The following is a 17155-nucleotide window of genomic DNA, read 5'->3' as shown; positions in this document are numbered from 1 at the left end:
ATACCAGCGCATCCTCAATCCACAACCTCCACCGGCGTTCCATCCACCAGACGATCTTTACCATCGGTCACCACCAAACTTCCCGGCGGCAGATCCGAGAGAATTTCTCGCTCGGAAAACCCTTCAATGCCAATATCCACCGCCTGCTGTTGCACCGTGCCATCGGGGCGAACCAGGAAAATGTAAGGTTGACGATCGCGGTACACGAAGGCATTCACCGGCGCGACGGTAGTTCTGGGGCTTTCCTCGATCGCAATCCAAGTCACAACCCGCGCCCCATGTCGGAGATTGGCAGTGCCTTGGGGAATGCGGACGGTGACTTTCACCGCTCGACCGCCGGGGGTAACCGACGGACTGACAGAAAAAACCCGTCCTTCGGCGATCGCCCGTTCCCGCAACTGGTCGCCGGTTAACCGACCCGTTTGGGCTTCGCTCACATCTTCCTCTCGCAAGACGATCGCCTGCTGACCGGGTTTGACCGCTGCCCCTTGAAACGCGGGTAATTCGATATCCACTTCAAATTCGCTGGGGTCGATGACGATAATGGGGATCGACTCCACCACATTTTGATACGTGGAGGTATTGAGAATTTGCGTGGACCAATATTCCCCCTCGCGAATGTTGAGGTATGCCACCACCCCATCAAAAGGGGCAACAATTTGGCTGTCTTCGATCGCCACTTCCCGGCGAATCACTTGGGTATCGGCCGAGACAATTCCCGCTAAAGCAGCGTTGATTTGGGCATCAGCCGCGCTGACATTACTTTCCAAAGCGAGGGCGTTACTTTCGAGGGCATCGATATTACTCTGGGCGGCCACGACTTGGCTGCGGGCAGATTCGATGGAAGCTTGAGCGGCGGCGATTTCTTCCGAGGCCGATCGCACCCCTGCCTCGGCGGCGGCAACCTGAGCGTCGGCTTGCTCGAGTTGACTTTCGCTGACTTCGAGTTGTCGCCGGGTTTCAATACCCTGAGAGACCAGTCCTCGGTAGCGCTCCACATCCCGAATCGCTAACTCCCGACTGGATTCGGCACTTTTGAGATCTGCTTGGGCGCGGCTTAAATTGGCTTGGGCTTGGCGCAATTGAGCGTTGGCCGATACGACGCTACTTTCCTCGCGATCGAGTTGGGCGCGGGCTTGCTCCACTTGGGCGCGGGCTTGCTCCACTTGGGCGAGGGCTTGTTGGCGTTGGGCTTCGGCACTACTTTCTTGCTCGAGGGCTTCAGCCGCTCCAGCTTGAGATTGGGCTAAGTCCGCTTGGAGGGTGCGATCGTCAATTTGGGCGAGTAGCTCTCCCCCAAAGACGAAATCCCCTTCTTTGAGGTCTCGTCCGTCTACTTTGGTGATATATTCTACCGTTCCGGAGATTTCAAAGGTCAGGTGTTTGGCCCGCAGTGCGTTTGCGTAGCCATCGCCGGATACCCACTCGCGAATTGAGGCGACGCGAATGGGAACGGCACGAACGGGCAATCGAGATTCTGTTGCAATTTCGGGTTCGTCGAGTTCACCGGGATTGCGAAGGCGGTTCCAGGCGAGCGCCCCAATTCCCAAGGCAACCAACAGCAGCGGGATGAATAATAGTGCTTTTTTGTACAGAGGCTTTTCGTCGATTTTTTCCTCGATCGCTTTGGGGGCGGGAGAAACCGTTTCTGTTTGAACTTCCGAGGTTGAAGAGACCGTTACCTCTCGAGGGGGGTCGATTCCTTCCCCAGAACCATTGCCGTCGAATTCCGGAGAAATTTTCCCAGCCTCAGAACTGGGTACTGGGGCTTGGGAAGATTTATTTGATTGGTCGCTCATAATTACTACCCCGATTATCTGAATTTCACAGTCGCTCGATCGAGCCAGTTGACTGGACCGTGCGATGCGATTGGCGATCGCGATGCATCCAAAACCAAGTGCTAGTAAGGATTGTAGCAAAATCACAATGGGTTTGAGCTAAGACACCATGCAAAGATCGTATCCAGAGGACAAAGCCACCTAGTGCAGCGCGGCAGAAATAACAAGCTCATTTTCAACCGCTCAAAGCTATATACAGTAAGCATTTTTAATTTTTAATGCGCGCATTTTTAATTCTGCGTAGCAGCACTAGTACGGCTCGGATGTTCGGCTTCACTGCCGAATACCTAAAAAGATTGTAGATTGAGTGATGGATGTGACAGCCTTCAATCCTTTACGGTGTCTCCCTCTCCCCATTTCCTCCTCAACCCCAATGCACGATCTCAATGCGTGGCAGCTTACTAGCCTGACTTTAGCGATCGCCAATCCGGTTTTGAATCCGTTCGATCCGACTCCGTTCCCATCAATTTCGAGTCGCGTATTGCCAGAAGAAACACAGCAAAGCCAAACCCCAGTAGAGGATATAGCTATATGCAGTCGTGTTAGGACACAAGTGACTGTGGACAGGGGAGCAGGGGGAGCAGGGGGAGAAAGTAAAAGATACGCTCATGTTAGATTGGACTGTCCTAACCTCACTGAATACAGCTATAGAGCCAACGAGCTAGAGATCGATCGAGAAATTATCGAAGGCAGTCCGGTTCTACAGGAATGGTTGCAGGAAGTGCCAGATGTCATGGAGGAGATTCGCCACGATCGGAGTTTTCGCACCCGCGTGAGGTTTGGATACTCCCAGTTTGCCTCGACTGATGACCAAGGAGGATTTCATGTGGGGATTGAAGATCTTTTTATTGGGAAGACTGGGTTAACGGTGAGTGGAGAATACCAACAAACCTTTAACGATCGCGATCGCCGCACTTGGGGAGGCGATGTCCGCTACTACCTGCTTCCCTTGGGGAGTTATATCAATATTGCCCCAGTGGTGGGCTACCGAAATATCGAAACGATCGATTATTCAACCGATAGCATCAATGTGGGTATGCGGTTGATTTTGGCGTTATCGCGCAGCGGTGCCGCTGATATTTCGTTAACCCAGAGTTTTGTCTCGCCGAGTCGCGATGATGAGGTGGGCATTACCACCCTTTCGTTTGGCTATGCCGTGACTGCGAACTGGCGATTATCGACAGAGATTCAGAAGCAAAATTCGCGGGCAGATAAAGAGAGTCGGGTGGGGATTCGTTTGGAATGGATGCCTTGAGCGATCGCGTATTTATAGACGTTTGGCTAGAGACGGAGATGGAGAATGCCGACCGAGAGGAGATAGTCAGAAAGACCGATCGACTTGTGTTTAGGCGATCTCACTTCCTCATTCTTTAGCATAGTTGCAAGCGATTTTTTGCGCGGCATTTTTGGATTATATTTTTTAGTGTTTTTTTATTTTAATTTAACAATATAGAATCGATTCAGTGATAAAAAATATACATATTCGTAACTGCTAATTTATTGATTTCAGTACTTGTACGGAAGTCACTGATTATATTGTTCGTTTTAAATCAAGAAAGAGAAAACTTAGCTCAACATTTCAAGATCGCTTCATCATAGGAATTTGATTATTATGATATTCATCATTCCGATCGTTTTAGGTGCGGCAGCCGCTGTAACCGCTTTAACGGGTGCAGCAACAGGTGCTGGTGGCATTTCCAATATGCAAAAAGCAAAAAAAATTGGAGAGGGCGATATCGGGACTGAGTGGAGCAGCGGCTTGGAACGCGACACTTGCATTCCTGGGTGGGGGTTCGTTGGCAGCAGGAGGAGGTGGTATGGCACTCGGAACGATGGTTTTGGGTGGTATTACCGCTGGACCGGCTTTGATGATTGGTGGGTTTGTTCTCGCCGGACAGGGAGAAAAAGCTCTGACTAAAGCTCAAGAGTATGAAGCGAAAGCTAACACTGAAATTAGCAAGTTGGAAGGGTTTGAAGAATTTCTCGAACAAGTCCAAAAACGCATCCAAGAGTTACAGAGTTTGATTCGCTTTATCAATTCTAAAGCTATTGCCAGTTTAGATGATCTTGAAGACAAACCATTTAACCTAGAGGGTGACTTGGAAAAGTTTCAAAAAACAGGATTATTGGTAAAAGCACTTTCTGAAATTTTGAAAATTCCAATTCTTGATAATGAAGGAAAACCAAATAATAATAAAATCGACGCAAAAAAATACTACATATTATTTCAAGAAATAAACAATCAAGAAGATAAATAAGCTAATGAAATTTCCTCGTAATCCTGAAGTCATTCTAAATCCCCTTGAATGTCTTAATGAAATTGTTGAAGCATGGGCAGAGTATGCAAAAATTGCCCAAGAGGAGAAAACAAAAAGGCGTGAGATTGAAGCTTGGGAGAAAACAACCTTAGAGGGTATTGCTGCCAAGCGAGAAATTTTGATGTCATATCTCGATCGCGCTTTCGACGAGCGGCAAGAAAACTTTCAGAATCTTTTCCAGCAAGCCGATCGAGCGATGGAATCTGGTAATATCGAACAATTAGCGCTTCTATTAAATTCCATTACAGAACTGGCAAAAACGAGTCCATTCAAAGATTTAGTGAATACATCGAGGGTTCGAGCAGCACTTAACGATCCAGACCACATCTGGGAGTTTTAGGAATTCTGCATACTATTAGAGAGTGAAGTAAATTAGAGAAAAATTAGTCGTAGTATGGCATAGCTAAAATCATGTCTCTTTCTACTCGAACTCTCTCTATCGGCGATCGCCTTCCCCTATTTGGTTTGCTCGATCGAATGGGCGATCGCTTCATTCTCAGCGACAAGGCAGGTAAACCGGCGATCGTCTTTTTCTACGCCCAAGATGAAATGTCCGGATGCCAGGAAGTAGCGATCGCATTTCGAGATTTGATGCCGGAGTGCGATGAAGCGAACGTCGAGATTTACAGCATTAGTTTAGATCGTCCCGAATCCCGTCACGCCTTTGGGGAACAACACGATATTTCCTATACTCTCCTTTCCGATACCAACAAAGCGGTTAGCAAACTCTACGGCGTATGTCGTCCCACCGATGACGATAAAGGAGACTGGATTTACGCGCGGGCGGCATTTTTAATCGATACCAACCTGAAGATTCTCCAAATCTACCACCTCGGGGAGCTAGAAGCAGCTATCTCCCAAATGCGCAGCGATATCCACACCCTCATCCCCCGCGAAGAACCTCGCCACATGACGATGCAAGCCCCCGTCTTGCTGATTCCCAACGTCCTCGACAAGGAATTTTGCCAGGATTTAATTCGGTTGTGGCATACCGATAACGGCGACTCCGGCTTTATGAAGCGAGAAGGAGAGCAAACCGTCGGCTACATCGACTACACCCACAAAATCCGCCGCGATCACTTCGTCCGCGATCCGAAAATCCTCAGAAGTTTGGTGGCGAAGATGAAGCGACGTGTTTTTCCAGAAATGAAGCGTGCTTTCCAATTTGAAGCTAACCACTGGGAAAGTTTTCGCATCGGCAGCTACGATGCCAGTCGCGGGGGATTTTTCCGAGCGCACCGCGATGATACCACCGGGGGAACCGCCCACCGACGCTTTGCCATGACCTTAAATTTAAACGCTGGCGAGTACGAAGGCGGCTTTCTGCGGTTTCCCGAATACGGTTCCCATCTCTACAAACCCGATACCGGCTGTGCGGTGATTTTTTCCTGTTCCCTGATGCACGAAGCCACGGATATCACCGCCGGCGAACGCTTCGTCCTGCTGTCGTTTTTCTACGGCGACAAAGATGCCGAACAGCGCAAAGCCTACGAAGAACGCGCCAATAACGATTACCAGAATATTATTACGGTGGAGAAGTAGGAATTCGGAATTGGGGGAATTGGGGGAAACGCAAGCAACAACAGAGCGGAGGGCGAAGCATTTGGATATGTCAGATGTCGTTTTTCGCGTAATTTATCGCCCAAATGCTTTGCCCCTACGGCCGCGCGTAAAATCCAATATGATTCGCCACTGGGCGTTCTTCCATGGGAATTTTCGCGTGGATGGGGGCGTTTAATATTTGAGCGTTACCGTTACCATCGTCAATGGCAAGAGTAACAGAACCTCCACCATCGAGATTCACCGCTGCATTTGCCCCCAATTCGACGAAGATGTCCGCTAGTTCTGCCAGCCGCATCCCTTCGCTGTAACCCGGTTGTTTGTCATCGACGGCAACAATCCACAGTTTCTCGCCAGATGCGTCGATACCCACCGCCATCCGACCGTATAACGTATAATCCTTAGACCCCTTTGCCGGTAGGTTCGCCGGTTGTCCGTTCTCAACAATCGCCCGATTCCCAGCAACGCCGTGCAGCGTGCCTTCCGGGCAGGTTCCACCCCCCTCGATTCGAGCGCGTCCATCGCCCCCAAAACACAGCGCAGGCCACTCCTCTTGCCCTGGAGAGTAAATTTGCCCTCCCGACATTCCCAGCCCGACAGTGTTGGCTCGATCGCCGCTATGGGGATAGTAGTCCCAGGGGGTATTCTCGCGAAAGGGGTAAAAGAAGTTGGCATTCACCGCCACTTGCACGTCGAACTCTTCGAGGAATTCCGTAGTCGTGCGAGCGTTGACTTCCATATTGTCCGGTTCGAGAGTATCTGGCGGGTTACCCGGCGTCACCAACACATCCACCCCCTCCGCCGTTAAATCGATTTCCACCATATGGATCGCGATCGGACGGGGAGTATTGCGGACTTCCCGGCGATAGGAAACCCCCTCAAATAAAGAGCGATCGAGTTCCGTACGCGGCGGACGCTGCCAATACCCGCGACTGTATGCCACCAACGGCAGTGACAAGATACCGAGTGCGATCGCTTTCCAGACCAGTTGCATATGAAATATGGATAATTGACAATAGGACTCCGAATTCTCTCTCCGCGTCCCCCCATCTCCGCGTCCCCGCGTCTTCTCTTTCTTCCATGACCGATTCTCTCGATTTTAGCGGACAAAATTTACGCAACCGCTCCTTTCGCCGTCGCGATTTATCCGGGGCAAATTTTACCAATGCCGATATTCGCGGTTGCGATTTTCGCCAAGCCTGTCTGGTGGGGGCGAATTTTGCGGGAGTTCGCGCGGGATGTACGCCGATGCAAGCAATTGGGCTGTGGGGAGTGGCTATTGCGATCGCCCTCCTCTCCATCCAAGCCGTCCTCGACAGTGGATTTGGCGGTGTGGGGAAAACCCCAGGCGATCGCGGTTGGTCTTTCGTGGTGGCATTGCTGGTGACCCTCAGCTTAGCCGGGATGGGAGCGGGTCTCAAAGCCCTAGCGTCCGGTCGTCTGGGTTGGGTTGCCGGGGCAATATCGGGGATTGCCTCCGGCGCATTTCTCGGCTTCTACTATGCTGGAATTGCCACGGACAAAAACCCCCAAATTGCGGTTGTTGGGGCAGTCTTGGGAGGAGTGCTGATGGTTCCCGCCACCTGGAAATTTGGCAATCGAGTCTGGTTGCAACTGGTTGTTGCCGTCGCCGGAGCCATTTTCGGTTACGGGTTTGCCCTCCTGATGGGCGTGCGCGCCCTTGCTTACGCCAACGTGGGAGAGGTCGTCAATACCACCATCTTCGGTTTGGCGTGCCTCCTCTACTTGGGGTTCACCCTCGAATCGGGGGCGTTTGCCCTGCGTCTTTTAACCACCAGTCCCGGTACGTCCTTTGCCAAGGCAGATTTGACCGATGCTCGGTTTGACGGGGCAAAGCTCGATCGAACTGACTTTTCCCAGGCGAAGGGGACGTTGAATAGACACGGGGACGCGGTGACGCGGTGACACGGTGAGAATGAGTATTTTGGGGAGAGGATGAACGATCGAGTATCAACTGGGCGATCGAGTCCCTCCTCCTATCTCCGCGTCCGGAGCGTCTCCGCGTCCTCTTATTCCTCACTCGTTCCCCATCACATCCGGAACCATCGGCAGTGCGGCATCCTGTTCCAGCTTGCTCATATTCTCGGCAATAATTTTGCCATCGGTGAGAAAGCGGAAGGTTTCCTGGTAGAGGCTTTGCCAGAATTGATTGCTCATCCCCTGGGAAACTTCCGTGGGATCGACCATGGGGTGTGGAACTAAATCGCTGGCGGGATACATATAGTAAGCATGACCCGCTGTTTCGCCGCCTAGTTGCCCGAACAGTTTCTGATTGGTTTCGATATCTGCTGCATCTTCGTTTTCTGTCAGAACGAGCAGAGTGGGAATCTCTTTGAGTTTGCGAATATTGCGATCGAGCAGAACGAAATCTCCAAACCGATTGACTGCCGTAAAGCAGCCTAGGGGGAAACGCAAACTCGGGTCCCATCCCGTCTCGGCAATATCCAACGGCCCGGCGAGGTTGACGTAGAGTTCCCGATCCTTGCCGTAAATTTCCAGGAGTGGGGCGTAGGCGATCGCTTTTTTGATGCGATCGGGTCGATCTGCGGCTAATGCGAGGGAAACGGCCCCACCCACCGATAAACCGAGGGTGTAGATATCCCCCGGCATGGCATCGAGTTCGGCGAGGCGCGATCGGGCTTCGTGGAGATAGTTGGTGTGAGAGGAGATGAAATAGCGATCGAAATCGGGATCGTCGTAATCTTCGAGTGCCTTGCGAATTTCCAAAAGCTGGGGTTCGATTTTCATCAACCGTGCCAGTAGAGCCGACGATTGCAACGCATTCGGACCCCGACTCTGGGCTTCTGTCGTGTTGGTAGCCGCCATCATATTTGCGACGGCACTCATCAGCACCGGATCGTGTTGGGCTTTCTCCCGCAGGGGATTGGCATATTCCGGCTTCAGGTCGATTTGCGGCCAATATTTATCGGGGGGCAAGCAAGCATGGCCGCAGAGTCCTGCTTGATAGATGTTGAATCCATTCTGAAATAGGTAATCCGCCAACCGCCACATCTGGTGAGGACGAGCCGTAAAACCGTGAAACAGCATCACCGTCCCGCGAATCGGCTTTCCCGCCTCGTGGAACAAATAGTACGGGTAAGCCCCAAATCGACTATCGGGATTGGCATCGATGCTTTGGATATAAGTATCGATGTGTTGGCGGGTGCGATCGAGTTGCGCTTGGGTTGCAGATACGAGATTTTCGGACATGGCACTCCTTAGTTGTGATGGAATTTGGAACCGGAAACTGGGATAACTTCTAATTAATCTGATGTCAGCTTAGCCCATTTTAAATTTTTGGTTTCTAGGGGTGAGAGTCGGACGCCATGGGGTAAAACGAACGTTGGTGAGTCCTAAAGCGTCAATTTTTAATCGCCCTCATATCATCATGATAGAAAGTGCGTTGCAAAATTTATCTTCCACGATGCGATCGCATTTTAGTTGCTCGTGTAACCGACTATCAAACTCTCAATCGCTTGCAAGAATACGTCCTAATTAACACCCAACACCGACGTGTAGAAATCTTCCGCCGCCACAGTGACGATCTCTGGGTTTTCCAAACCTACGAGAATTGCCAAACGTTTCATCTTAAAAGTATCGACTATACCGGTACATTTGAAATGCTTTATGAAGATGTGAGTCTAGAATCGATCGCCCTGAAGATAATTCAGCGAGTCCGTCGTAAAATATTGTGGCGGTGGATTATCGCATTCCTCAATCGACATTGGTGCGAGAATCAAAAATTTCGACAATTACGCCGAAGTCATCAATTTCTTCTCCCGTTTCCCATTCCCCTTTCCCCTTTAACCCATTTCCACACGATGTCTAACTGACTTGATGCAACTTGGTGAAGACCAGCCCATCGCGATAGGCTAAAAGAAGTTAAAACTCCTTGCCTTCTTCTATGACCAATCGCCTCGCCGAGTCCCAAAGCCTCTACCTGCGCAAACACGCTGAAAATCCCATCGATTGGTGGCCCTGGTGCGACGAAGCCCTAGAAACCGCCGAACGGGAAAACAAGCCGATTTTCCTCTCCATCGGCTATTCGAGCTGCCACTGGTGTACGGTGATGGAGGGGGAAGCCTTCTCCGACAAAGCGATCGCTGAGTTCATGAACGCCAACTTCCTGCCGATAAAAGTCGATCGCGAGGAACGGCCGGATATCGACAGTATCTACATGCAAACCCTGCAAATGATGGTGGGGCAAGGGGGATGGCCGCTGAACGTATTTCTGATGCCCGACACCCGCGTACCCTTCTACGGCGGAACCTATTTCCCCGTGCAACCCCGCTACGGCAGACCGGGATTTTTGCAAGTGTTGCAGCAGTTGCGCCGCTATTTCGATACAGAAACCGAGAAATTGCGATCGGTTCAGGCTGATATCCTCCAGGGATTGAACCAAATGGCAATGCTTCAAGCCCCCGAAGCCGGTTCCCTGCAAGAAAATGCTCTCCTCACCAAAGGGTTTGAAGTCAGTACCCGCATCACCATCCCCGACGGCCCCGGTACGCGGTTTCCGATGATGCCCTACGCAGAAACCACCTTGCGGGGATCGCGATTTGACTTGAAAGAGTCGGAAGAATCGGAGTTCGATGCCAAACAAGTGGCAGCCCAGCGGGGGCTGGATTTGGCGCTGGGGGGGATTTACGACCACCTTGCTGGGGGATTTCACCGCTATACCGTCGATCCCACCTGGACGGTTCCCCACTTCGAGAAAATGCTCTACGATAACGGGCAGATTGTCGAGTATCTGGCGAATTTGTGGAGTGCGGGGGTACGAGAACCGGCATTTGAAAGGGCGATCGCCGGAACGGTAGAATGGCTCAAGCGAGAGATGACCGCGCCGGAGGGCTATTTCTACGCCGCCCAGGATGCCGATAGTTTTACAGCACCGGAAGATAAGGAACCAGAAGAAGGGGCGTTTTACGTTTGGAGTGATGCCCAGTTGCGATCGCTTCTTTCCGATGCCGAGTATGCAGAACTCCAAGAACAGTTTACCGTCACCCCCGAGGGTAACTTTGAAGGCAACAACGTCCTCCAACGCCGCCATCCCGGACAACTTAGCGACACCCTAGAGGCAACGCTGGCTAAACTGTTTACCGCCCGCTACGGCGATACCCCGGAAGTCGTTACCACGTTTATTCCCGCGCGGAACAATCGGGAGGCGAAATCCCAGCCTCGCCGGGGACGCATCCCAGCCGTGACGGATACCAAAGCCATTGTCGCCTGGAATAGTTTAACGATTTCGGGATTGGCGCGGGCTGCTGCAGTGTTTGGCAATGGGGACTATTTCGATTTGGCGCTGGGGGCAACGGAATTTATCCTGGAGAATCAATGGGTGAACGATCGCCTGCACCGGTTGAACTACGATGGCAATGTCTCGGTGTTGGCGCAATCAGAGGACTATGCCTTTTTTATTAAAGCTCTATTGGATTTGCACCAAGCCAGTTTGGTGTTGAAGCCAGAGACAGCGGAGGAGTTCCTCAAGTCTGCGGTGAAGGTGCAAGCAGAATTTGACGAATTCCTCTGGAGTCTCGATGGTGGCGGGTACTACAATACTCCCAGCGATGCCAGCAGCGATTTAATCGTCCGGGAACGGGCGTATACCGATAATGCCACCCCCGCCGCCAACGGAATTGCGATCGCCAATTTAGTACGGTTGGGATTGCTGTGCGAAAACCCCGAATATCTCGATCGCGCCGAACGAGGGTTGCAAGCCTTCCACAGCATCCTCGCCAAAGCCCCCCAAGCTAGCCCCAGCATGGTTGCCGCCCTGGACTGGTATCGCCATCCGACCCTCGTTCGCACCACCGACGAGCATCTGGCTTCCCTGGTGGCGACGTATCTACCGACTGCCGCTTGCAAGCTGGAATCGGCATTGCCGGAAGGAGCTGTGGGTTTGGTGTGTCGGGGATTGGCTTGCCTCGAACCGGCCAAAAATCGCGATCGACTCTTCGAGCAAGTGAATCGGGCACAATTGACAATGGAAAATTGACAATGGATAACTCGATCGCATTTTTCCAACATTCGATCGCTCAATTATCCAGCCTCAAAGATTTTAGGGATGTGCGGGACAACAGTGTCCCCACACTCTGGGGTCAACAGCCGTTGACCCCGACGATGATTTTGCGATTCAAACCGAATCGAGGTGAAATCACTCCTAAAGGACCGATCCGTTTCTTTCGATAGACTTCTCCTGGCAGTACTCATAAACGTTCCATCAATTCACCCCAATCTGCACCATGTTTAGTAGACCCGAACCCATTCCTCCCAAACCCGGTCAAGAATCTGTCTGGGACTATCCCCGTCCGGCTATTTTAGAAGATACCTCCAAACATCTCAAAGTGATGTGTAATGGGATTGTTTTAGCCGAAACAGATCGCGGAAAAAGAGTCTTGGAAACCAGCCATCCTCCCACCTATTACTTTCCACCCGAAAGTGTCAAATTAGAGTATTTCATCGAAACTCCAAAAGTTACGATGTGCGAGTGGAAAGGTCAGTGTCGGTATTACGATATCAAGATTGGCGATCGGTTAATTCAAGTTGGGGCTTGGCAATATTTTAAACCCACCCCTAACTTTGAAAGTATTCAAGAGTACTATTCATTTATGCCATCTTTGATGGATGCCTGTTACGTCGATGGCGAACTGGCAACGCCTCAAGCGGGTAATTTCTATTCTGGATGGATTACCGCTGATATTGTCGGTCCGTTTAAAGGGGGACCGGGGACTTGGGGATGGTAAGGTTTACAGTCATTTTCGTCTGTTATAGACTCCTAGAATTTAGCAGTTGCCATATCGGTTAAGACACAAGTGACCACGGGCAGGGGGGGAAGACCTCAGCAAAATTACACAATTTTCAGGTGTTGTCCGCGCCCGCCCTGGCAGTTGCGATAACTTTCACGTGTTCCAAGCTAAAACTCCCGAAATTTTGGCTTTCCCGAAGAGTCGACAGCCGTTCGCGCGCGCGACTCCTTTGGAGTATCTCCGATGGCTGACCGCACAAATGCTTACGTCTGCACTCTAGTTGGGTTACCGCAGTGGTCAATTTCCAGAGCGCACCCTCAGTCACCCCAGATTGAAATTCAAGTGTTAATTTTTAGATGAATCCAATACAGACCGGTGAATACTGCTGACTGTGGCGATCGCTCAAAAGTCTCGAACCTGCAACAATTTCCGTTTTTGAGAATTTCAAATATTTTCGGAATGGAACGAACCCGAACTGTAGCTTATCAAAAGAACGGCTTTGCTAGGTTTTTTGTGTTTACCTTCAGGGCTATATATTACCACATGCATGGAGAAAAAGCAAACGAAAATTCCTAAAATTAAGGGATAAATTAGGGATCAATTTAATGTTTGCATGACTTGTAAATGTTCCTGCATTTTACATGGGAAATCAATCGATCTTTACCAATTTGAGATCGATGTAGGTTGAGCGAACTCGCTCGATCTGAGGGGCAATCTTGTCCTCAATTACGATCGATGTAGATAGAGCCTCGACTCTCTTCATTCTCGACGTACTGCATAAAATAACTCTCCTACGTACCTATTCTCTGAATAGAATCGAACGATTGACCAGTCCAACGAATCTAGAGCGAAAAATGAAACGATCGATTGCTTTTTTAGCGGGTCTAACAATCTTGGGAACCCTCTCCCCCGCCAATGCCAATCCCAACCCGAAAAAGCCTCTGGTGCGGCAACCTCAAAAACAAGAGATGCCCGCGCCCGAAAATCGGGTCAAGACGCTTCAACACCCCCAAAGTAAAGCATTGGGCGCAACGCCTTCTCAAGGTCTAGAAGGGGAAACCTCTCAACTCGCCCAATTTGACGAATCGATCGGTTTGTACGCCACCTTTGAAGACGGCAAATACGGCTACACGAACCAAGCCGGAGAGTGGGTGATTAAACCCCAATTTGATGAAGCCTGGGAATTTTACGAAGGACTCGCTCCGGTGAAAGTGGGACGGCTATGGGGATATATCGATCCGTCGGGGAACTTCGTCATCGAACCCCAACTCGATGAAACCTGGGGCTTTTTCGATGGAATCGCCATCGTTCGCGCCGGCTATCAGTGGGGTTTAATCGATCGCGCTGGGAACTTTGTCGTCGAACCCCAGTACGACGAAATTTGGTATCCCTCCGGAGAACTGATTACCGTCAAAAAAGACTATCAATGGGGCTTTATCGATCGCGCGGGTAACGTTGTCGTCGAGCCATCATATGAAGCAGTTTGGGACTTTTCGGAAGGACTCGCCGGCGTGCGGCGCGATTACAAATGGGGGTTTGTCGATACCACGGGAAATCTGGTCATCGAACCCCTGTATGACGAAATTTGGGGCTTCTCCGGCGGTGTTGCTCCGGTGCGGGTCGGTGCCAAATGGGGCATTATCGATCGCGCTGGCAGAACCGTTGCCCCCGCAGAATTCGATGAAATTTGGAGCTACACCAACGGCATGGCCCCCATCCGTGTCGGTGCCAAGTGGGGATTCATCGATGCCAACGGCAACACCGTCGTCGAACCTCAATTTGACGAAACCTGGGGCTTTTACGGGAAAGTTGCCCCGGTGCGGGTGGGTGCCAAGTGGGGCGCGGTGGATACCGCCGGACGTATTGTTATCGAACCCCAGTTTGATGAGGTGGGTTACGCAGCCGAAGAACTCGTCTCCATCCGCATGGGAGATAAATGGGGTCTGATGGACTCGGCCGGTCGCATTATTACCGAACCTCGGTTCGATGAAATTGGCTACGTGTCCGAGAACCTCTCTTCCGTTCGAGTGGGAGATAAGTGGGGTCTGATGGATTCGGCCGGTCGCATTGTGATCGAACCCCAATTCGATGCAGTTTGGTATCTCCTCGAAGGAATTGCTTCGATTCAAGTGGGGAATAAGTGGGGCGCCATCGATATGGCCGGTCGCATCCTCGCCGAACCCCAGTTTGACGAGATTTGGTACTACTCGGAAGATGTCGCCCAGGTGCGCATCGGCGAGCGATGGGGCTATCTGGACCGTTCTGGGGAATTAACCTGGGACGAGCAGTAATATCGCTGCTGCCACCTCGATCGAGTGGGAAGGCAGAGGGAGCAGGGGAGGCAGGGGAGGCTAGATTCTCCCTTATCACCCCATCACCGCGTCACCGCGTCACCCCATCACCCCCATACCCTTCTAGCCCGTTTCCCCCGACGAAGTGGAAGATTCGGAGATGCGATCGTACCAAATCTGTCGGTAAATCAGTTCCAACTCGTTGCCGACGGTGAAGAAATAATCCATCTGCTGCGTTTGCAGAGATACGAAAATTCGGAAAAACCCGAGCGCCAAAATCGCCACCATCGTCCCCGCAGCGGTGGTGAGCAATGCGGCGCTAATTCCCGCGATCGCTTGAGAGGTGTTGGTTTGGGCGATGTTCCCGATGTCGAGTTCGGCAAAGGTGATGATTAAACCGATCACCGTCCCGAGTAACCCCAATAGTGGAGAGAGTCCCACCACCGCCTCGAAAAATTGATTGCCCTTGCGCATTTGGATAAATTCTCGATCTGCTGCGGCTTCCATGGCGAGGTGGAAGGTTTCTGGGTTCGGGTTTTGCAGTTGCAGGGGGGCGAGTAAAAAGCGACCGATGGGTAGAGATCGAGCTTGTTGGGCGATCGCAACTGCTTTATTTAAATCGTAGCGGGCTGCATCCAAAACAAGGCTGACGATTTCATGTTCGCGCCCGAGCAAACGAATCCAGAACCCAGCGCGTTCGATGGCACGGGTTAAGGTGAGAACCGATAACCCTAACAATGGCCACATCACCGGACCGCCCTGAAGAAATAAGTCGTACGCTCGGGTCATGGAGATCGAGGAGGTAGGGAAACTCTTATAAGGGTATCGTGTTTGGATTCTGGGTGACTTTGGGGACAATGGACAATGGCGTTGTTGCACAAATCGGGTGAACAGGATGATGTGGTAGGGTTGTATCGCCTGCTACGCATCTAATTTACTAGTGCAGCGCGGCACAAATAGTTACCTAGCTCTCAAACGCAGCAAAGCTATGTACTGTAAGCATTTTGAATTTTGAATTTTGCGTGCATCGCGAGCGGTGTCGGTTTGAGTCCCGTTCAACTTTTCAAGACGCATTTTTAATTCTGCGTAGCAGCACTACGCGCGATTGCCACTGACCCCTTTGACTACGGCAGCTCCGATTAAATGAGCCAGGCGCAGTGCTTCGGGTACTTTGCCGCAGTCCGTTAAGCGCTCCAATGCCATGGCGATGATGTGGGCATCTTCTCCACAAACTTGAAAGAAAAACGGGGGATGAGCGTGAATAGTTCCCGCTCGTTGTAACAGCTCTAGACGCTGTGGGGTATCGGGCAAACGAGTGAGGGCTTGTTGCATTTTTTCGAGGTTGGGGGGGCGGCGCATCACGGCAACGCAGGGCAGTTGTAACCGGTCGGCAAGTTGAGGTAAATCGATGAGGTTGAATCCCCCAAAACCCAAACCATCGAGCAGGACTAAATGTAACTGGGGCGCGAACTTGCTATCGGTAACGAGTTCGCAAACCGTATCGGTGGCATCGGTGCCATCTCGCTGTATCTTTCCCCAGACCATTCCCTCGAAGCGGGTTCCGGCACAAACGACTCCAGCGAGGGGCACTGCGGCATTTCCCTGACGCTCGAACGGCGCATCATCAAACCCGATCGCGCGGATCGTCCGCTTCTTCTTAATTAATTCTTCCAGTTTCATCGGGGGTGCGCTCCTGACAACTCGATCGATATGGGTTATATTTAAATCGTGTGAGGAGTAAAGAGAAAAGCGTTTGGGGTCGAAACACGGCAAGACTCCCGAACGCTTTTTTCATTGAGCGGTTTCTCGAATGTTGTCGGGGGAGCTTCTCAGAGCGATCGAAACCCCACATCGTCTCGGTTAAGACGTGCGATCGCCCCAGATAAACTGCTTTAAGATTTCTCCCGGTTTCCGATCCCAAGTATCCACGTGGTCGTAGATCGAACCTTCCTCATCTAGGGTATAGGTTGAGGAACCGTTGAAGAACAGCCGCGGTGTCCAAGGCAGCCGCAAAATTCCCCGTACCGTCCATTCGGCAACGATGGTATTGGGAGTATCTCGATCGACTCGATGCAGATCGAAGGCAATTTCGGTAAAAAATAATTGAGCGTGGAATCGCAACGTCCAAAAAATAATTCGGTAACTGAATTTGCCTTTAAACCGATTCACCGGATCGGTAAATTTAATATCGTTTCTGTAGATATCGTAGGAAATATCTCGATCGAACAGCGTCGGTAACTCTTGACGGAGAATTTCGATCGCTTCTGTGACTCGGGCATCGTACTCCGGGTTGGTGGGGGGCGAACTCGAAGGGGCAATCATAGGAATTGTAAGAGAAAGACTTTGGAAAATGAGAGGATTTTTCCTCAGCCTATCACGAT

The 17155-nt window shown here is 51.2% G+C and carries 15 protein-coding genes; 9 read left to right on the top strand and 6 right to left on the bottom strand.

Features of this window, described 5'->3' with window-relative positions; genetic code table 11:
* Window positions 1–14: 14 nt before the first annotated feature.
* Window positions 15–1799 carry a hypothetical protein gene (locus AC2215_RS07150; protein ID WP_486809277.1) on the bottom strand — a complete coding sequence of 595 codons (1785 nt, stop codon included), beginning with the start codon at window positions 1797–1799 and terminating at the stop codon, window positions 15–17.
* Window positions 1800–2211: 412 nt separating this feature from the next.
* Here AC2215_RS07150 and AC2215_RS07145 point away from each other — a divergent pair, with 412 nt between their 5' ends.
* The 4 genes from AC2215_RS07145 (at window position 2212) to AC2215_RS07130 (ending at window position 5698) form a co-directional block, all read left to right on the top strand.
* Window positions 2212–3093, top strand: a complete 882-nt coding sequence (locus AC2215_RS07145) for a hypothetical protein (RefSeq protein ID WP_486809276.1) — start codon at window positions 2212–2214, stop codon at window positions 3091–3093.
* A gap of 415 nt (window positions 3094–3508) precedes the next feature.
* Window positions 3509–4096, top strand: a complete 588-nt coding sequence (locus AC2215_RS07140; protein ID WP_486809275.1) for a hypothetical protein — start codon at window positions 3509–3511, stop codon at window positions 4094–4096.
* Between the two features lie 4 nt (window positions 4097–4100).
* Window positions 4101–4496 (top strand): hypothetical protein, encoded by a 396-nt coding sequence (locus tag AC2215_RS07135; protein ID WP_486809274.1) that lies wholly within the window; start codon window positions 4101–4103, stop codon window positions 4494–4496.
* A gap of 71 nt (window positions 4497–4567) precedes the next feature.
* Window positions 4568–5698: a redoxin domain-containing protein gene (locus AC2215_RS07130; RefSeq protein WP_486809273.1), complete on the top strand. Its 1131-nt coding sequence runs from the start codon at window positions 4568–4570 to the stop codon at window positions 5696–5698.
* 115 nt (window positions 5699–5813) lie between these two features.
* Here the strand turns inward: AC2215_RS07130 and AC2215_RS07125 are convergent, their stop codons facing one another.
* Window positions 5814–6710: a phosphodiester glycosidase family protein gene (locus tag AC2215_RS07125; RefSeq protein WP_486809272.1), complete on the bottom strand. Its 897-nt coding sequence runs from the start codon at window positions 6708–6710 to the stop codon at window positions 5814–5816.
* Between the two features lie 86 nt (window positions 6711–6796).
* Here AC2215_RS07125 and AC2215_RS07120 point away from each other — a divergent pair, with 86 nt between their 5' ends.
* Window positions 6797–7642, top strand: a complete 846-nt coding sequence (locus AC2215_RS07120; protein ID WP_486809271.1) for a pentapeptide repeat-containing protein — start codon at window positions 6797–6799, stop codon at window positions 7640–7642.
* 111 nt (window positions 7643–7753) lie between these two features.
* Here AC2215_RS07120 and AC2215_RS07115 read toward each other — a convergent pair whose 3' ends face one another.
* Window positions 7754–8947: a hypothetical protein gene (locus AC2215_RS07115; RefSeq protein WP_486809270.1), complete on the bottom strand. Its 1194-nt coding sequence runs from the start codon at window positions 8945–8947 to the stop codon at window positions 7754–7756.
* A gap of 188 nt (window positions 8948–9135) precedes the next feature.
* Here AC2215_RS07115 and AC2215_RS07110 point away from each other — a divergent pair, with 188 nt between their 5' ends.
* The 4 genes from AC2215_RS07110 (at window position 9136) to AC2215_RS07095 (ending at window position 14774) form a co-directional block, all read left to right on the top strand.
* The gene (locus tag AC2215_RS07110; RefSeq protein ID WP_486809269.1) at window positions 9136–9570 is read left to right on the top strand and encodes a hypothetical protein; all 435 of its coding nucleotides are present in this window, start codon (window positions 9136–9138) and stop codon (window positions 9568–9570) included.
* 71 nt (window positions 9571–9641) lie between these two features.
* Window positions 9642–11732, top strand: coding sequence for a thioredoxin domain-containing protein (locus AC2215_RS07105; RefSeq protein WP_486809268.1), 2091 nt, complete (start codon window positions 9642–9644; stop codon window positions 11730–11732).
* Window positions 11733–11979: 247 nt separating this feature from the next.
* Window positions 11980–12480 carry a DUF427 domain-containing protein gene (locus tag AC2215_RS07100; protein ID WP_486809267.1) on the top strand — a complete coding sequence of 167 codons (501 nt, stop codon included), beginning with the start codon at window positions 11980–11982 and terminating at the stop codon, window positions 12478–12480.
* An 857-nt stretch (window positions 12481–13337) separates the two neighbouring features.
* A complete protein-coding gene (locus AC2215_RS07095; protein WP_486809266.1) occupies window positions 13338–14774 on the top strand; it encodes a WG repeat-containing protein in 1437 nt (478 codons plus the stop codon).
* A gap of 123 nt (window positions 14775–14897) precedes the next feature.
* Here the strand turns inward: AC2215_RS07095 and AC2215_RS07090 are convergent, their stop codons facing one another.
* From AC2215_RS07090 to AC2215_RS07080, 3 genes are all read right to left on the bottom strand, one after another.
* On the bottom strand, window positions 14898–15563 hold the full coding sequence (locus tag AC2215_RS07090; protein ID WP_486809265.1) for a MotA/TolQ/ExbB proton channel family protein: 666 nt from the start codon (window positions 15561–15563) through the stop codon (window positions 14898–14900).
* 306 nt (window positions 15564–15869) lie between these two features.
* The gene (locus tag AC2215_RS07085; RefSeq protein ID WP_486809264.1) at window positions 15870–16454 is read right to left on the bottom strand and encodes an endonuclease dU; all 585 of its coding nucleotides are present in this window, start codon (window positions 16452–16454) and stop codon (window positions 15870–15872) included.
* Between the two features lie 180 nt (window positions 16455–16634).
* The gene (locus tag AC2215_RS07080; RefSeq protein ID WP_486809263.1) at window positions 16635–17096 is read right to left on the bottom strand and encodes a C6orf136 family protein; all 462 of its coding nucleotides are present in this window, start codon (window positions 17094–17096) and stop codon (window positions 16635–16637) included.
* Window positions 17097–17155: the final 59 nt, after the last annotated feature.

This window comes from Zarconia sp. (assembly GCF_057467645.1).
This window is presented reverse-complemented; position numbering and strand designations above follow the sequence as displayed.